6 protein-coding genes are annotated in these 18,616 nt (G+C 63.1%); 4 read left to right on the forward strand and 2 right to left on the reverse strand.

What is annotated here, in order from left to right; translation table 11 throughout:
* Positions 1–8: 8 nt before the first annotated feature.
* Positions 9–1,799, reverse strand: coding sequence for an acyclic terpene utilization AtuA family protein (locus CAF73_RS24725; protein WP_085704456.1), 1,791 nt, complete (start codon positions 1,797–1,799; stop codon positions 9–11).
* 194 nt (positions 1,800–1,993) lie between these two features.
* On the opposite strand from CAF73_RS24725, the gene CAF73_RS24730 reads away from it, so the two are divergent.
* The 3 genes from CAF73_RS24730 to CAF73_RS24740 all read left to right on the forward strand — a co-directional run bounded on the left by CAF73_RS24730 (position 1,994) and on the right by CAF73_RS24740 (position 4,607).
* Positions 1,994–2,617, forward strand: a complete 624-nt coding sequence (locus tag CAF73_RS24730; RefSeq protein WP_007955773.1) for a TetR/AcrR family transcriptional regulator — start codon at positions 1,994–1,996, stop codon at positions 2,615–2,617.
* Between the two features lie 91 nt (positions 2,618–2,708).
* Positions 2,709–3,506, forward strand: a complete 798-nt coding sequence (locus CAF73_RS24735) for an ABC transporter substrate-binding protein (protein ID WP_085704458.1) — start codon at positions 2,709–2,711, stop codon at positions 3,504–3,506.
* Between the two features lie 87 nt (positions 3,507–3,593).
* Positions 3,594–4,607: a GNAT family N-acetyltransferase gene (locus CAF73_RS24740; protein WP_085704460.1), complete on the forward strand. Its 1,014-nt coding sequence runs from the start codon at positions 3,594–3,596 to the stop codon at positions 4,605–4,607.
* Positions 4,608–4,679: 72 nt separating this feature from the next.
* On the opposite strand, the gene CAF73_RS24745 is transcribed toward CAF73_RS24740, so the two are convergent.
* Positions 4,680–5,234 carry an RNA polymerase factor sigma-70 gene (locus CAF73_RS24745; RefSeq protein WP_085704462.1) on the reverse strand — a complete coding sequence of 185 codons (555 nt, stop codon included), beginning with the start codon at positions 5,232–5,234 and terminating at the stop codon, positions 4,680–4,682.
* Between the two features lie 381 nt (positions 5,235–5,615).
* On the opposite strand from CAF73_RS24745, the gene CAF73_RS24750 reads away from it, so the two are divergent.
* Positions 5,616–18,614 carry a non-ribosomal peptide synthetase gene (locus tag CAF73_RS24750; RefSeq protein ID WP_085704464.1) on the forward strand — a complete coding sequence of 4,333 codons (12,999 nt, stop codon included), beginning with the start codon at positions 5,616–5,618 and terminating at the stop codon, positions 18,612–18,614.
* Positions 18,615–18,616: the final 2 nt, after the last annotated feature.

An 18,616-nucleotide genomic window follows, 5' to 3' on the forward strand; every position in this document is an offset into this window, starting at 1 on the left:
CCAATCCTCTAGTCGAACTGTTCGGCGATGCTCTGCGGCACCGGGATCTGGATTTCCAGTAGTTGTTGGGCGAAGGCCTTGCCTTGCGGGTCGATGCGCAAACTCGCCACGCCGCCGCCACCAAGGGCATTTTCCAGCAGGAAGTTGAGGCTGTGAGTGCCGGGCAGATACCAGCGTTCGACCCGACCGTGAATCGGGTCGAGGACATGGCTCATCCAGTCGACGACCACCGCCGGGGTCAGTGCTTCGGCGATCCACGGCAGGTATTCGGGACGACGTGGCATGACGCCAATGTTGCTGTGATTGCCCTTGTCGCCGGAGCGCGCGACCGCCAGTTTGACCAACGGCACGCTCGCATCGGCGCGGCCCTGGGGTTTGGGCGTTTCGTGGGGCAGTGGCAGATCCTGGCTGTCGAGGGTGGCGGGGGCGGGCAGGGCGAACGGGTGAGATTCGCCGGCGATGTCGATCTGCAATGTGCAGGCGCTTTTGTCGATCAGGAAGGAGAACAGCCGGATCAGCGGATACACCGTCGGCCGTCCGCCGACGATGCCGGTCAGCCCCGGCGCCATGCCGGTCGCGGCCTGGGCGATTTCTCGGGAGAACAGGATCAGCGCTTGTTTGTTCGGGTGGCGCACGGCGAGTTTGATCACCACTTCGCGACTGTCCTGGCGCTGACCGTGAGGGCCGTAGGTGGCTTCGCTGCCAAGCAGTTCGACGTGGGTTTCGGTGTATGGCCCGAGGCCTTTGTGGTCGAGCATTTCCGAGGTTTTGTCGAGGATCGCCTGGCTGACGCGTCGGGCTTTTTCCACCGCGTCAATCCCGGCTATCAAGCAACTGGCGGTACACCGGAAACCGTCCGGATACGTTGCACTGACCTTGTATTGGTCGCTGGGCGGCAGGCCTTTGGCACCGTGTACCCGCACGGCGTTTTTGCCCTGTTGCTGGAGTTTGACCTGGCTGAAATCGCAGACCACGTCGGGCAACAGATAGGCCTGCGGATTGCCGATTTCGTAGAGCATCTGTTCGCCTACGGTCAGGGGGGTGACCAGCCCGCCGGAGCCCTCGGGTTTGCTGACGATGAACTGGCCGTCGGCGCTGACTTCGACGATCGGGAAACCGATGTGCTCGTAATCCGGCACATCGCGCCAATCGGTGAAATTGCCGCCGGTGCATTGCGCGCCACATTCGATGATGTGTCCGGCCAGGGCGGCTTGCGCGAGTTTGTCGTAGTCGTGCCATGACCAGCCAAATTCATGCACCAGCGCAGCGCTGACCACTGCGCTGTCGACCACCCGGCCGGAGATCACGATGTCGGCCCCCAGACGCAGCGCTTCGACGATGCCCGGCGCGCCGAGGTAGGCGTTGGTCGACACGCACATCGGCGGCAGCGGGGCGCCGCTGAACATTTCCGTAATGCCTTGGGAGGCAAGTTGTTTGAAGTGCGGTTGCAGGTCATCGCCCGACAGCACGGCGATTTTCAGCGCCACGCCGGCCTTGTCGCAGGCCGCTTGCAGCGCGGCGGCGCAGGCCTTTGGATTGACCCCGCCGGCATTGCTGATGACGCGGATTTTCTGCTCGGCCAGTTGCGGCAACAGAGGCGCGAGGACTTCGATGAAATCGCCGGCAAATCCCGCCTGCGGGTCCTTCATGCGCGCGCCAGCCATGATCGACATGGTTATTTCGGCCAGATAGTCGAAGACCAGATAATCCAGCTGTCCTCCGGCCACAAGCTGTGCGGCGGCGGTCGAGGTGTCTCCCCAGAATGCGCTGGCGCATCCGATGCGAACCGTGGTGGGCATTTTGATCTCCGACTCAGGAACCTGTGACAGAAGTGCATCGAGGCTACCAAGCAAGCGCTTGGTTTGTAAACAGGCGAAATTATCTTCTGCCCAAGCGCTTGCTTGGTCACCGCCGGCGGCTTAAATTGCCCGCGCAACCCCGCCGTTTCTGCGGGGTACGACGCATTTGACTGATCGACTGTAGGAGAGAACGGGTGGACGAGCAAAAAGCCCTGAGGGTCATGCGTGAACTGGTCGATGCCGGCCAGCTGACCGATCCGGACAGCGCTCGCGGCAAACTGCTGCAAGTGGCGGCCCACCTGTTCCGCAACAAAGGCTATGAGCGCACCACAGTGCGCGATCTGGCCGGTGCCGTGGGGATTCAGTCCGGCAGCATCTTTCATCACTTCAAGAGCAAGGATGAAATCCTGCGGGCGGTGATGGAAGAAACCATCCGCTACAACACTGCGCTGATGCGCGCAGCCCTGGCTGACGCCGCCGATGTGCGCGAGCGGGTACTGGCGCTGATCCGCTGTGAATTGCAGTCGATCATGGGCGGCAGCGGCGAAGCGATGGCGGTGCTGGTGTATGAATGGCGCTCGTTGTCCGAAGACGGTCAGGCCAAAGTGCTGGCGCTGCGCGACATCTACGAAGACCTCTGGCTGCAAGTGCTGGGCGAGGCCAAAGAGGCAGGTTTCATCCGTGGCGACGTGTTCATTACCCGACGTTTTCTCACGGGCGCATTGTCCTGGACCACCACCTGGTTCCGCGCCGGCGGCAGCCTGAGCCTGGATCAACTGGCCGAAGAAGCGCTGATTCTGGTACTCGAAGAGCGCTAGGCGCTTTCTATCGGGCCGGGAAACTGGCTAACTGGGCGAAACCGCCTAGCTTGAATGCAATGATCGGTACTTTTTCGGGGAGTGGGGTGTTTTGAAGTCTTCGCCAATTCGGACGGCCGCCGGGCTGATGCTCGCAGCGCTGGCTGCATTATGGGTATTGCCTGCTCCGGCGGCGCAAGTGGTTCGGGTGGGCGCGGCGCATTTTCCGCCCTACACCATTCGCCCGGAAAACGGCGCCGACACCGGCCTGCTGCCGGAACTGGTCGCGGCGTTGAACGGCGCCCAGAGCGACTATCGTTTCGAGCTGGTGCCCACCTCGATTCCTCGCCGGTTCGGCGATTTCAAGGATGGTCGCACCGACATGGCGATCTTCGAAAACCCGGAGTGGGGCTGGAAAGACATTCCCCACGCCACCGTCGACATGGGCCTGGAGGACGCGGAGATTTTCGTCGCGCAGAACAAGCCCGGACGCCAGCAGAATTACTTCGCCGATCTCAAGGGAAAACGGCTGGCGCTGTACAGCGGCTATCACTATGAGTTCGCCAACTTCAACGCCGATCCCAAATACCTCGCGGAGGCGTACAGCGCCACGCTGACCTATTCCCACGACAGCAACCTGCTGATGGTCTTGCGCGGGCGCGCAGACATTGCCCTGGTCACTCGCTCGTATTTGTTCGATTACCTGCTGCGTAACGAAAAAGTGCGCGACGAGTTGCTGGTGTCCCAGCGTATCGACCAGATCTACCACCACTACGCGATTCTCAGTCCGAAGGCGCCGATCACCGGCGAAGCGTTCGGCAAGCTGCTGCAGGGCCTGCGCGACAACGGGCAGATGCTGAAGATCTTCGATCCGTACAAGATTGCGGTGGTGCCGGTACCGCAACAATGACCGACGGTTTTTCGCGCCTGGCCTAAATTTCCCGCCTCGGCTCACGTCCCATCGTTGAACTGTCGACGATTACCGTGAGCCCGACCCATGTCCAATCTGAATGACCTGACTGCCCTGGCCCTGCCTTCGGGCAGCCAACTGGTAGCCGATGCCACCGAAAGCCGTCTGAGCCTGATCCTGGACGGGCAACCGCTGATTCGCCTGCGCCTTGATCGCGAAGGCCAGGGGCCGATCCAGATCGATGAACGCTATGCGCTGCCGCCAGGCCAGGCGCTGTGGGCGGCCTGTTATTGGCTGTTTGCTCGTGATCCGGCGCGTCAGCAATTGATCTGGCAACTGGATCAGGCGCCAACCGAAGCCTTGCGCAGCGGTTTGCTGGTGGGCACTGAAGTGGCGGGTGAATATCGCTGCGAGCGCACGTTGTTCTGGCAACTGCCGCAACCGTGGCTGGGCAATTCGCTGACGGGCAGTTATCCGCAGCAGATGGTCATCAGTAACGGCAAGCGTCATCCGATGCGACCGGTGAAGCCGCGTGGTGAGGTTTACCGGCGTTTCGATGCGCGTCTCGGTGCCTGGATTTCCCTGCGAACGGTGGAAATCGAGCAGGATCTTGCGCGTTTCAATCGCTGGCAGAACAGTCCGCGAGTCGCCAGTTTCTGGCAGGAAGAGGGCAGCCTCGAACAGCATCGCGAGTACCTGAGCAAGCTTGACGCCGATCCGCACACCCTGACCCTGATCGGTTGTTTCGATGATCAGCCGTTTGCCTATTTCGAAGCTTACTGGGCCAAGGAAGACCGCATCGCGCCGTTCTACAATGCCGACAATTACGATCGCGGCATCCACATGCTGGTCGGGGAAGAAGACCATCGCGGCCCGCACAAGGTGGCGAGCTGGCTGTCGGCGCTGGTGCACTACCTGTTCCTGGATGATCCGCGCACTCAGCGAGTGGTGGCCGAACCACGTGCCGACAACGCGAAGATGATCGGCCATATGCACAATCAGTGCTTCCACTGCGACAAGGAGTTCGACTTCCCGCACAAGCGCGCGGCGCTGATGATCCTTGGTCGCGAGCGGTTTTTCGACCGCTGCACGCTGGTGTGACATTTCCCTGAAAACAAAAAAGATCGCTGCCTTTCGACAAAGGCTGCGATCTTTTTTTTGGGCCGATTTTTATCAGCGACGGTTCGCGGACATGGCCTCGGCGCGGCTGCCGGATACCTTGCGGCAGTGCACCAGCGCATCACGAATCATGAAGTTGACCAGCGTCGGCGACACACCGAGTTCCTTGGCGATGTCCTTCTGCGGCACGCCGTGCAGACGGTACATCTCGAATGCATAGCGGGTGCGGACCGGCAACTCGGTCAGTGCGTCGGCGATGTGTTCCAGGGTCGAGAAGTTGATGTGCGAGGTTTCCGGCGAAGCGCCCTGAATGACCACGTTCAACCCTTCCTCCTCGGGGCCGGCGTACTTCTGCTCCAGCGCCTGTTTGCGGTAGTGATCGATCGCCAGATTGCGCACGATCTGGAACAGATAACTCAGTTGGGCCTTGATCGACGACGTTATCGGCGGCGCCGATTGCAGTCGGAAGAACGCATCCTGCACCACATCTTCGGCGCGTGACCGGCAGCCGGTAATGCGGGCTGCAATCTTGACCAGAATCAGTCGATTGTCGACGAATGCCTGAAGTAGCGGTGAATCGCACCTGCTTGTGGATACTTGTTCCGTCATGGAAATCACCTTGCTGCCAATAGGTTAGTGGGACGCCTGGGGGACGGGGCCGTCCTACACATCGAGCGACAAATTATGTTGAATGATAATGATTGTCAATTGAGAAAGAGAACTAATGATCCATAACGGTGCGATCCGTGAACTGCGACACGCCGCCGCACACCGCCCAAGCGCCCAGCGCCGTTGGTGATCCAGCCTGCCGACTAATTATTTCAAGACGTCATCCGTTCTCATTGGTGAATGGATCCGGGCACCCAGCCCCGGACCTACCGCATTCCAATGCCTTGCACGGTCGGCGAAGACCGTGTCCCGCATGCCTTGCACGGGCATGCCGCAGCCAACCCGATTCCATCAGCAAGCCGAATTCAGGCAGGAAACCTCATGACCGACGCGTTCGAACTCCCCAGCACTCTGGTCCAAGCCCTCCAGCGCCGCGCGGCCCTGACGCCGGATCGGCTGGCCTTGCGCTTTCTCGCCGAAACCGAGGAACAGGCTGTGGTGCTCAGTTATCGCGAACTCGATCAGCGCGCGCGCACCATCGCGGCAGCGTTGCAGGCCGAGGCCGGATTCGGTGATCGCGCGGTATTGCTGTTTCCGAGTGGCCCGGATTACGTCGCGGCGTTCTTCGGTTGCCTCTACGCGGGCGTGATCGCGGTGCCGGCCTATCCGCCGGAGTCGGCCAGGCGTCACCATCAGGAGCGCCTGCTGTCGATCATCGCCGACGCCGAACCGCGCCTGCTGCTGACCAGCGCCGACCTGGGCGACGCCCTGCAGCAAATCGAAGGCGCGCCGCCGCTGTTGTGCGTCGATACCCTGGACGCTTCGCTCGCCGAGCGCTGGGCCGAACCGACCTTGCCGCAAGACCACATCGCCTTCCTGCAATACACCTCCGGCTCCACCGCGCTGCCCAAGGGCGTGCAGGTCAGCCACGGCAACCTGGTGGCCAACGAACTGCTGATCCGCCACGGCTTCGGCATCGATGTGAACCCCGACGACGTGATCGTTAGCTGGCTGCCGCTGTACCACGACATGGGTTTGATCGGCGGCCTGCTGCAACCGATCTTCAGCGGCGTGCCGTGCATCCTGATGTCGCCGGCTTACTTCCTCGCCCGGCCGTTGCGCTGGCTTGAAGCGATCAGCCAATACGGCGGCACCATCAGCGGCGGCCCGGACTTCGCCTATCGTCTGTGCAGCGAGCGCGTCAGTGAATCGGCGCTGGAACGTCTCGACCTGAGCCGCTGGCGCGTGGCCTATTCCGGTTCCGAGCCGATCCGCCTCGACACCCTCGAGCGCTTCGCCGAGAAATTCACTGCATGCGGTTTCAGCGAAAGCAGCTTCATGGCGTCCTACGGTCTGGCCGAAGCGACCCTGTTCGTCGCCGGCACACCGCGCGGCACCGGCATTCCGGCGCTACGTGTGGACGATCAAGCCCTGGCACAGAACCGTGCCGAAGCGGGCGAGGGCAGTCCGATCATGAGTTGCGGCATCAGCCAACCCGAGCATGCGGTGCTGATCGTCGAGCCAAACACCCTCGAAGCGCTCGCCGACAACGCCGTCGGTGAAGTCTGGGCAGCCGGCCCGAGCATCGCCCACGGCTACTGGCGCAATCCCGAAGCGACTGCCAAAACCTTCGTGCAGCACGCCGGCCAGACCTGGCTGCGCACCGGTGACCTGGGTTTCATCCGCGACGGTGAACTGTTCATCACCGGTCGCCTGAAAGACATGCTGATCGTGCGCGGTCACAACCTCTATCCGCAGGACATCGAGAAGACGGTCGAGAACGAAGTGGAGGTGGTGCGCAAGGGCCGCGTCGCTGCGTTCGCGGTCAATCAGAATGGCGAAGAAGGCATCGGCATCGCGGCGGAAATCAGCCGCAGCGTGCAGAAAATCCTCCCGCCCGAAGCGCTGATCAAAGCCATCCGCCAGGCTGTGGCCGAGGCGTATCAGGAAGCACCGAGCGTGGTGGTGCTGCTCAATCCGGGCGCATTGCCGAAAACTTCCAGTGGCAAGTTGCAACGTTCGGCCTGCCGCAATCGCCTGGCCGACGGCAGCCTCGACAGCTACGCGGTGTTCCCGTCGGCCACCGCTGAAAACTGCGAGTCGACCGCGTCCACCTCCGAACTGGAAGCATTGATCGGCAGAATCTGGGCCGAGCAGTTGAACGTCAAACAGGTCAACGCCGACGATCACTTCTTCCTGCTCGGCGGCAACTCGATCGCAGCCGCCCAAGTGATCGCCAAGGTTCGCGAAGAGCTGAGCCTGGAGCTGAATTTGCGTCTGCTGTTCGAAGCCCCGACCCTGTCCGCGTTCGCCGCCGCTGTCGCACAACAGCAACGGGACGGCGGCAGCGCCCAGGGCGAAATCACCGCGCTTTCGCGCCACGAAGCCTTGCCGCAATCGCTGGCGCAAAACCGTCTGTGGATCACCTGGCAGCTCGATCCGCACAGCAGCGCTTACAACATTCCCGGTGCCCTGCGCCTGCGCGGCGAACTGGACGAGGACGCCCTGCGCGCCAGTTTCCAACAACTGATCGAACGTCATGAATCTCTGCGTTCGCGTTTCTTCGAGCGCGACGGCGTGGCGTTGCAACAGGTCGAAGCGGCAGGTGAGTTCAACCTGCAACTGATCGACATCAGCGACCTGCCGGCTGGCGAACGTGAAGCCCGCGCACAACAGATCCGCGAAGACGAGGCCCGCACCCGGTTCGATCTGGAGAAAGGCCCGCTGCTGTGGGTGACGCTGGTTCGCCTCGATGACGAAGATCACCAGTTGCTGGTGACCATGCACCACATCATCGCCGATGGCTGGTCGCTGAACGTTTTGATCGACGAGTTCTCGCGCCTGTACGCCGCCGCTTCCCAAGGCCAGCGCGCCGAACTCGCGCCGCTGCCCACCCAATACGCCGACTACGGCAGCTGGCAGCGCCAATGGCTGGCCCAAGGTGAGGGCGAGCGGCAACTGGCGTACTGGAAAGCGCAGTTGGGCGACGAGCATCCGACCCTGGAGCTGGCGACCGACCATCCGCGTTCTGCCAGGCAAAAACACAGTGCCGCGCGCCACAGCGTTCGCCTGGGGGTGAGCCTCAGCGATGCGATCCGCCAGACTGCCCAAGCCTGTCAATCCACGCCATTCATGCTGCTGCTCTCGGCGTTCCAGAGCCTGTTGCATCGCTACAGCGGCCAGCGCGATATCCGCATCGGTGTGCCGAACGCCAACCGTCCGCGTCTGGAAACCCAGGGCCTGATCGGCTTCTTCATCAACACCCAGGTGCTGCGCGCCAACGTCGATTCGCGTCTGCCGTTCACCGAACTGCTGGCGCAAACCCGCCAGGCTGCACTCGATGCCCAGGCGAATCAGGACCTGCCGTTCGAGCAACTGCTCGAAGCCTTCCCGCAGGCCCGCGAACAAGGTCTGTTCCAGGTCATGTTCAACCATCAGCAACGCGACCTGAATGCGCTCAAACGACTGCCGGGCCTGCTCGCCGAAGAACTGCCGTGGCACAGCCGCGAGGCCAAGTTCGATCTGCAACTGCACAGTGAAGAAGACCGAAACGGTCGCCTGACGCTGTCCTTCGACTACGCCGATGAGTTGTTCGACGCGGCGACCATCGAGCGTCTGGCCGAGCATTTCAGCAACCTGTTGCGGACTGTCTGCGAACGTCCGGAGCAGACCATCGGTGACCTGCCGCTGCTGACCGCCACCGAGAACACTCAGCAAAACGCGTGGAGCATCGCCCCGTGCACCCCGGCGCAACAATGGCTGCCGGAACTGCTGAATGAACAAGCCCGGCAGACTCCGGATCGCACCGCGCTGGTGTGGGACGGCGGCAGTCTCGATTTTGCCGAACTGCACGCCCGGGCCAACCGTCTGGCCCATTACCTGCGTGACAAAGGCGTCGGCCCGGATGTCTGTGTGGCCATCGCCGCCGAGCGTTCGCCGCAACTGCTGATCGGCCTGCTGGCGATCATCAAGGCCGGCGGCGCCTACGTGCCGCTGGATCCGGATTACCCCGCCGAACGCCTGGCCTACATGCTCAGCGACAGCGGTGTCGAACTGCTGCTGACCCAGACGGCACTGCTCGACCGCTTGCCGGCCAGCGAAGGCGTCAGCGTGATCGCCATGGACACCCTGCACCTGGAGAACTGGCCGAGCCAGGCACCGGGCCTGCACCTGCACGGCGACAACCTCGCCTACGTGATTTACACCTCCGGTTCCACCGGCCAGCCGAAAGGCGTGGGCAACACTCACGCGGCGCTGGCCGAGCGTCTGCAATGGATGCAGAACACCTATTGCCTGAACGACACCGACGTGTTGATGCAAAAGGCACCGATCAGTTTCGACGTGTCGGTGTGGGAGTGCTTCTGGCCGCTGATCACGGGCGCGCGCCTGCTGATCGCCGGCCCCGGTGAACACCGCGATCCGCATTGCATCGCGCAGCTGGTTCAGCAATACGGCGTGACCACGCTGCACTTTGTGCCGCCGCTGCTTTCGCTGTTCATCGACGAACAGCTGAGCGCCGGATGCACCAGCCTGCGCCGTGTGTTCTCCGGCGGTGAAGCGCTGCCGGCGGAGCTGCGCAACCGCGTGCTGGCGCAACTGCCGGCGGTGCAGCTGCACAACCGTTATGGCCCGACCGAAACCGCGATCAACGTCACCCACTGGCATTGCTCCGTGGCGGATGGCGAGCGTTCGCCGATTGGCCGTCCGCTGGGCAACGTGGTCTGCCGCGTGCTCGACAGCGATCTCAACCCAGTACCGGCCGGTGTGCCGGGGGAACTGTGCATCAGCGGCATCGGCCTGGCCCGTGGTTACCTCGGTCGCCCGGCGCTGACCGCCGAACGTTTTTTGGTCGATCCGCTGGGCGAGCAGGGCGCGCGTCTGTACCGCACCGGTGACCGTGCGCGCTGGACCGGCGACGGTGTGATCGAATACCTCGGCCGTCTCGATCAGCAGGTCAAACTGCGCGGCTTCCGCGTCGAGCCGCAAGAGATCGAAGCGCGACTGCTGGCTCAGGACGGTGTCGCTCAGGCCGCCGTGCTGGTGCGTGAAACCGTCGCCGGCCCGCAACTGATCGGCTACTTCACTGCAACCGACACCAGCGAAGATCAGGACGCGCAAACCGCTCGCCTGAAAACCGCACTGGCCGCCGAGCTGCCGGAATACATGGTCCCGGCGCAACTGATGCGCCTGGACGCTATGCCCCTGAGCCCGAGCGGCAAACTCGACCGCCGCGCATTGCCCGAGCCGCAATGGCAGGTGCGCGAACACGTCGAACCGGTCACCGAGCTGGAGCAGCAGATCGCCGCGATCTGGCGTGAAGTGCTGGGCCTGAAACAGGTCGGCCTGCGCGACGACTTCTTCGCCCTCGGCGGTCACTCGCTGCTGGCCACGCAAATCATCTCTCGCACCCGTCAGGCCTGCGACGTCGAGCTGCCGCTGCGCGCCTTGTTCGAGCACAGCGAGCTGGGTGATTTCGCCGAACAAATTCGCCAGATCCAGGCCAGCGGCCGCACCAACAAGCAGCCGCCCATCGACAAGGTTGATCGCAGCAAACCGGTGCCGCTGTCCTATTCCCAACAGCGCATGTGGTTCCTCTGGCAGATGGAGCCGGACAGCCCGGCGTACAACGTCGGCGGCATGGCGCGCCTGCGTGGCGTGCTGGATGTGGGGCGTTTCGAGGCGGCACTGCAAGCGCTGATCGTGCGCCACGAAACCCTGCGCACCACGTTCCCGAGCGTCGACGGCGTGGCCCGTCAGCAGGTGCATGCCGAGACCGGCGTGCGCATGGACTGGAAGGATTTCTCGAAACTCGCCGCTGATGTGCGCGAGCAGAAAGTCCAGCAACTGGCCGACGATGAAGCGCATCTGCCGTTCGATCTGGAAACCGGTCCGCTGCTGCGCGCCTGCCTGGTCAAGACCGCCGAGCAGGAGCATTACTTCGTCCTGACCCTGCACCACATCGTCACCGAAGGCTGGGCGATGGACATCTTCGCCCGTGAACTCAGCGCGCTGTACGAAGCGTTCGTTGACGACCGCGATTCGCCGCTGGAGCCGCTGCCGGTGCAGTACCTCGACTACAGCGTGTGGCAGCGCAACTGGCTGGAATCCGGCGAGCGTCAGCGTCAGCTCGATTACTGGACCGCGCAACTGGGTCGCGAACATCCGCTGCTGGAATTGCCGGGCGACCGTCCGCGTCCGCCGGTGCAAAGCCACCAGGGCGAGCTGTTCCGTTTCGACCTGAGCGACGATCTTGCCGCGCGGGTCCGGGCGTTCAACGCGCAGAACGGTCTGACCCTGTTCATGACCATGACGGCTGCGCTCGCAACCCTGCTTTACCGCTACAGCGGCCGGACCGATCTGCGCATCGGCGCGCCGGTGGCCAACCGTATCCGTCCGGAAAGCGAAGGGCTGATCGGTGCGTTCCTCAACACTCAAGTGCTGCGATGCCAGCTCGACGGCCAGATGTCGGTCGGCGAGTTGTTCGAGCAGGTGCGCCACACCGTGATCGAAGGTCAGTCCCATCAGGACCTGCCGTTCGATCATCTGGTTGAAGCGTTGCAGCCACCGCGCAGCGCCGCGTACAACCCGTTGTTCCAGGTGATGTGCAATGTACAGCGCTGGGAATTCCAGCAAAGCCGCATGCTCGCCGGGATGACCGTCGAGTACCTGGCCAACGATGCGCGGGCGACCAAGTTCGACCTCAACCTGGAAGTCACCGACCTCGATCACCGACTCGGTTGCTGCCTGACTTACAGCACCGACTTGTTCGACGAGCCGACGATTGCGCGCATGGCCAGGCACTGGTGCAACCTGCTGGAAGCGTTGATCGCCGATCCGCAGCAACGTCTCAGCGAACTGCCGCTGCTCGATGCGCCCGAGCAACAGCAATTGCTCGACAGCCTCGGCGTCGAGCCGGGCGAGCGCCGTCTCGATCAGTGCATTCATCACCTGTTCGCCGAACAGGCGTTGGCGCGCAAAGACGCACCGGCCCTGACTTTTGCCGGGCAGACCCTGAGCTACGCCGAACTCGACGCTCGCGCCAATCGCCTGGCCTGGGCCCTGCGTGAGCGCGGTGTCGGCCCGCAAGTGCGAGTAGGCCTGGCGCTGGAGCGTTCGCTGGAAATGGTCGTCGGTCTGCTGGCGATCCTCAAGGCCGGTGGCGCCTATGTGCCGCTGGATCCGGAATACCCGCTCGACCGTTTGCATTACATGATCGAAGACAGCGGCGTCGGCCTGCTGCTCAGCGACCGCGCAATGTTCAAGGCCCTCGGCGAACTGCCGTCGAACGTGGCGCGCTGGTGCCTGGAGGACGACAGCGCGGCGCTTGCCGATTACCCGGCTACCGAGTTGCCATTTGTCAGCCTGCCGCAGCATCAGGCGTACCTGATTTACACCTCGGGTTCCACCGGCAAGCCGAAAGGCGTGGTGGTGTCTCACGGTGAAATCGCCATGCATTGCCAGGCCGTGATCGAGCGCTTCGGTATGCGTCCAGACGATTGCGAGCTGCACTTTTATTCGATCAACTTCGACGCCGCTACCGAGCGTCTGCTGGTGCCGCTGCTCAGCGGGGCGCAAGTCGTGCTGCGTGCGCAAGGTCAGTGGGACGCGGAAGAAATCTGCGGCCTGATCCGCGAACATCGGATCAATATTCTCGGTTTCACCCCGAGCTACGGCAGCCAGTTGGCGCAGTTCCTCGCCACGCAAAACGACATCCTGCCGGTGCGCATGATCATCACCGGCGGCGAAGCGCTGACCGGCGAACATCTGCAACGGATTCGCGCGGCGTTCAAGCCGAGCCTGTTCTTCAATGCCTACGGCCCGACCGAAACCGTGGTCATGCCGCTGGCCAGTCTCGCGCCGGATGTTCTGGAAGAGGGCGCTGGCAGCGTGCCGATCGGCAGCGTGATCGGTGATCGCGTGGCCTACATTCTCGACGCCGATCTGGCGCTGGTGCCGCAAGGTGCGACCGGTGAATTGTTCGTCGGTGGCGCCGGTCTGGCGCTGGGGTATCACGACCGCGCCGGCATCACCGCCGAGCGTTTTGTCGCCGACCCGTTTGCTGCCGATGGCGGGCGCATGTACCGCACCGGCGACCTGGTGCGCCAGCGTGCCGATGGTCTGGTGGAGTACCTCGGGCGGATCGACCATCAGGTGAAGATCCGTGGCTTCCGTATCGAACTGGGCGAGATCGAAATCCGCCTGCTCGATCACGATTCGATCCGTGAAGCGGTGGTGTTGGCGCTGGATGCGCCGAGCGGCAAGCAACTGGTTGGCTATCTGGTGACCGAGGTCGCTTCGCGAAGCGAAGCTGAGCAGGTCGAACTGCGCGAAGCGCTGAAGGCGCACCTGAAGACGCAACTGCCGGACTACATGGTGCCGACCCATCTGATCCTGCTGGCGAGCATGCCGCTGACCGCCAACGGCAAGCTCGACCGCCGCGCGTTGCCGGCACCGGATCTGGACCTCAATCGTCAGGATTACGTGGCGCCAAGCAACGAGCTTGAGCAGACCCTGGCGCAGATCTGGTGCGAGGTACTCAACGTCGAGCAGGTTGGTCTCAACGACAACTTCTTCGAACTGGGCGGCGACTCGATCCTGTCGATTCAAGTGGTCAGCCGCGCGCGCCAGCAGGGCATTCACTTCAGCCCGCGCGATCTGTTCCAGCACCAGACCGTGCAGACCCTGGCCGCTGTCGCCAGCCGCAGTGAAACCGTGACCGCCGAGCAAGGTCTGGTGACTGGCGAATCGCGTCTGACGCCGATCCAGCACTGGTTCTTCGATACCGAGATTGCCGAGCGTCAGCACTGGAACCAGGCGTTGCTGCTGGAGCCGACTGTGGCGCTTGAACCGCACCGATTGGAGCAAGCGTTGCTGGCGGTGGTCGAGCAGCATGACGCCTTGCGCCTGCGCTTCATCGAGGCCAACGGCACATGGCAAGCAACCCATCAACCGGTGACCGATGCAGCGGTGCTTTGGCAAGTTCGCGTGCCGTCGATGGACAAATGCGCCGCACTGTTCGCCGATGCCCAGCGCAGTCTCGATCTCGCGCAAGGCCCGCTGCTGCGCGCCGTGCTGATCGATGGGCCGGACGGCCAGCAACGGCTGTTCATCGCAATCCATCACCTGGTGGTCGACGGTGTGTCGTGGCGCGTTCTGCTCGACGATCTGCAAACCGTGTATCGCCAACTCGACGCCGATCAGTCGGTGAAACTGCCGGCGAAAACCAGCGCCTTCAAGGACTGGTCAGCGCGCTTGCAGGCCTACGCCGGCAGCGAATCCCTGCGTGAAGAACTGAGCTGGTGGCAAGCGCAACTGGCTGGCCCGAATGCCGACTTGCCGTGCGAACGTCCTGAGGGCGGTCGCGAGAATCGTCATGCACAAACGGTCAGCGTGCGTCTGGATGCCGAGCGCACCAAACAACTGCTGCAACAGGCACCGAGCGCCTATCGCACGCAGGTCAACGACTTGTTGCTGACCGCACTGGCCCGCGTGCTGTGCCGCTGGAGCGGGCAGCCGTCGGCGCTGATTCAACTGGAAGGCCACGGCCGCGAAACCCTGTTTGACGAGATCGACCTGACCCGCACCGTCGGCTGGTTCACCAGCGCCTATCCGCTGCGCCTGACCCCGCACAACATCGAAGAGGCCGCCGGGCAGGGCGCTTCGATCAAGGCGATCAAGGAACAGCTGCGGGCCGTGCCGCACAAAGGCCTTGGTTATGGCGTGCTGCGTTATCTGGCCGATGACGCCAGTCGTGAAAGCATGGTGGCATTGCCGAACGCGCCGATCACCTTCAACTACCTCGGCCAGTTCGACCAGAGCTTCGGCAGCGATGCGCTGTTCCGTCCGCTGGACGAGCCGGTCGGCGCGGCCCACGATCCGCACGCACCGCTGCCGAACGAGTTGAGCGTCGACAGTCAGGTGTACGGCGGGGAACTGCTGCTGCGCTGGACTTTCAGCGCCGAACGTTACGACGCGCAGACCATCAACGAGCTGGCGGATGCCTACGTCGGTGAGTTGCTGAGCCTGATCGAACACTGCCTGCAAGACGAGGCCGGCGGTCTGACGCCGTCGGACTTCCCGCTGGCGAAACTGACCCAGGCGCAACTCGATGCGCTGCCGGTGCCGGCGGCGCACATCGAAGATGTGTACCCGTTGACGCCGATGCAGGAAGGCATGCTGCTGCACACCTTGCTCGAACCGGGCACCGGTCTGTACTACATGCAGGATCGCTACCGCATCAACAGCGAGCTCGACCCCGAGCGTTTCGCCCAGGCGTGGCAAGCGGTGGTCGCCCGTCACGAAGCGCTGCGTGCGTCGTTCTGCTGGAATGTCGGCGAAGACATGCTGCAAGTGATTCATACGCCGGGTCGTACGCCGATCGAATACCTGGACTGGAGCACCATTGCGGACGCCGAGCAGGAGCCGAAACTGCAAGCGCTGCTCAAGGCCGAGCGCGAGGCCGGGTTCGATCTGCTCAATCAGGCCCCGTTCCACCTGCGCCTGATCAAGGTCGGCGCCGCGCGCTACTGGTTCATGATGAGCAACCACCACATCCTGATCGATGCCTGGTGCCGGTCGCTGCTGATGAACGATTTCTTCGAGATCTATACCGCCCTCGGTGAAGGTCGCGAAGCGCAACTGGCGAAGCCACCGCGCTACCGCGATTACATCGGCTGGCTGCAACGCCAGAGCCTGGCCGAAGCACGTCAGTGGTGGCAGCAGAACCTGCGAGGCTTCGAGCGCACCACGCCGATCCCGAGCGATCGTCCGTTCCTGCGTGAACACGCCGGTGAAAGCGGTGGCATGATCGTTGGCGACCGCTACACCCGACTGAACGTCGAGGACGGCGCCCGTCTGCGTGAGCTGGCCCAGGCCCATCAACTGACCGTCAACACCTTCGCCCAGGCGGCGTGGGCACTGGTGCTGCGCCGCATGAGCGGTGATCGCGACGTGCTGTTCGGCGTGACCGTGGCCGGGCGTCCGGTGGAGATGCCGGAGATGCAACGCACTGTCGGCCTGTTCATCAACAGCATCGCGCTGCGGGTGCAGATCCCGGCGGACGACCAGCGCGCCAGCGTGCGTCAGTGGCTGAGCGACCTGCTCGACAGCAACATGCAACTGCGCGAGTACGAATACCTGCCGCTGGTGAACATCCAGGAGCAAAGCGAACTGCCGAAAGGCCAGCCGCTGTTCGACAGCCTGTTCGTGTTCGAAAACGCCCCGGTGGAAGTCTCGGTGCTGGACCGTGCGCAAAGCCTCAATGCGACCTCGGACTCGGGCCGTACCCACACCAACTTCCCGCTGACGGCGGTCTGCTATCCGGGCGACGACCTCGGTCTGCATCTGTCCTACGACCAGCGTTACTTCGACGAGTCGACCATCGAGCGCATGCTCGGTGAGTTCAAGCGTCTGTTGCTGGCGCTGGTCGACGGCTTCCATGGCGACATGGCCGACCTGCCGCTGCTGGGCCATGAGGAACAGGATTTCCTGCTCCACGGTTGCAATCAGAGTGAGCACGACTATCCGCTGCAGCAGAGCTACGTCGAACTGTTTGAAGCGCAGGTCGCGCAACATCCGCAACGCATTGCCGCCAGTTGCCTCGATCAGCAGTTGAGCTACGGGCAACTGAACGTCAACGCCAACCGTCTCGGTCATGCACTGGTCGCGGCCGGGGTGCAGATGGATCAACCGGTGGCGCTGCTGGGCGAACGTAATCCGGATCTGCTGGGCATGATCATCGGCAGCTTCAAGGCCGGTGCCGGTTACCTGCCGCTGGATCCGGGCCTGCCGAGCCAGCGTCTGCAACGGATCATCGAACTCAGTCGCACGCCGGTGCTGGTGTGCAGCGAAGCTTGCCGTGAACAGGCGACGACCTTGCTCGACGAATTCAGCTGTGCCAACCGACCACGTTTGCTGGTGTGGGAAGAGGTTCAGGCGGGCGCAGTGTCGTCGACGAATCCGGGCATCTTCAGCGGCCCGGACAACCTGGCCTACGTGATCTACACCTCGGGCTCCACCGGGTTGCCCAAAGGCGTGATGGTCGAGCAGCGCGGCATGCTCAACAACCAGTTGAGCAAGGTGCCGTACCTGAACCTGAGCGACGCCGATGTGATCGCCCAGACCGCTTCGCAAAGCTTTGACATTTCGGTCTGGCAGTTCCTCGCCGCACCGTTGTTCGGGGCGCGGGTGGACATCGTGCCGAACACCATCGCCCACGATCCGCAAGGTTTGCTGGTGCATGTGCAGCAGCAGGGCATCACCGTGCTCGAAAGCGTGCCATCGCTGATCCAGGGCATGCTCGCTTCGGATCGTCTGAGCCTCGACGGCCTGCGCTGGATGCTGCCGACCGGTGAAGCAATGCCACCGGAGCTGGCTCATCAGTGGTTGCTGCGTTACCCGGAGATCGGTCTGGTCAACGCGTATGGCCCGGCGGAATGCTCGGACGACGTGGCGTTCTTCCGCGTCGACCTGGCCTCGACTCGCGGCAGTTACCTGCCGATCGGTACCCCGACCGACAACAACTTGCTGTACCTGCTCGATGGCGCGCTGGATCTGGTGCCGCTGGGTGCGGTGGGTGAGTTGTGTGTGGCGGGCACCGGTGTCGGTCGTGGTTATGTCAGCGATCCACTGCGCACCGCGCCGGTGTTTGTGCCGAATCCGTTCGGTGCACCGGGCGAGCGTCTGTATCGCACCGGTGACCTGGCGCGCCGTCGCAGTGACGGTGTGCTGGAATACGTCGGTCGGGTCGACCATCAGGTGAAGATTCGCGGTTACCGGATCGAGCTGGGTGAAATCGAGGCGCGTCTGCATGAGCAACCGGAAGTTCGCGATGGCGCGGTCGGTGTGCAGGAAGGCGTCAACGGCAAGCATCTGGTCGGCTATCTGGTCGCCGCAGATTCCGCACTGAATCAGAGCGAACGCCTGGAGCGGATCAAGCAGCGCCTGCGCGCCGAACTGCCGGAATACATGGTGCCGCTGCATTGGCTGTGGCTCGACCGGTTGCCGCTCAACGCCAACGGCAAACTCGACCGAAAGGCCTTGCCGGCGCTGGAAATCGGCCAGTTGCAGAGCCGGGATTACCTGGCGCCGCGCAGCGAACTGGAACAGACCCTGGTCGACATCTGGGCCGAGGTGCTCAAAGTCGAGAAGGTCGGGGTACGCGACAACTTCTTCGAGCTCGGCGGCCATTCTTTGCTCGCCACGCAGATCGCCTCGCGGGTGCAGAAAGCCTTGCAACGGGACGTACCGCTACGGGCGATGTTCGAGTGCAGCACGGTGGAGGAACTGGCCGGTTACATCGAAGGACTGGCGGCCAGCGACATTACCGAGGAGAAGGTTGATCGCCTGAATGACCTGATGGCGGAGCTGGAGGGCCTGTAAAC

The sequence above is a fragment of the Pseudomonas sp. B15(2017) genome (genome assembly GCF_002113215.1).
GTDB lineage: Bacteria > Pseudomonadota > Gammaproteobacteria > Pseudomonadales > Pseudomonadaceae > Aquipseudomonas.

What these genes read in the sequence shown, in the direction of transcription:
- CAF73_RS24725 (WP_085704456.1), bottom strand. Translation starts at nt 1,799, where the DNA reads ATGCCCACCACGGTTCGCATCGGATGCGCCAGCGCATTCTGGGGAGAC.
- CAF73_RS24740 (WP_085704460.1), top strand. Translation starts at nt 3,594, where the DNA reads ATGTCCAATCTGAATGACCTGACTGCCCTGGCCCTGCCTTCGGGCAGC.
- CAF73_RS24745 (WP_085704462.1), bottom strand. Translation starts at nt 5,234, where the DNA reads ATGACGGAACAAGTATCCACAAGCAGGTGCGATTCACCGCTACTTCAG.
- CAF73_RS24750 (WP_085704464.1), top strand. Translation starts at nt 5,616, where the DNA reads ATGACCGACGCGTTCGAACTCCCCAGCACTCTGGTCCAAGCCCTCCAG.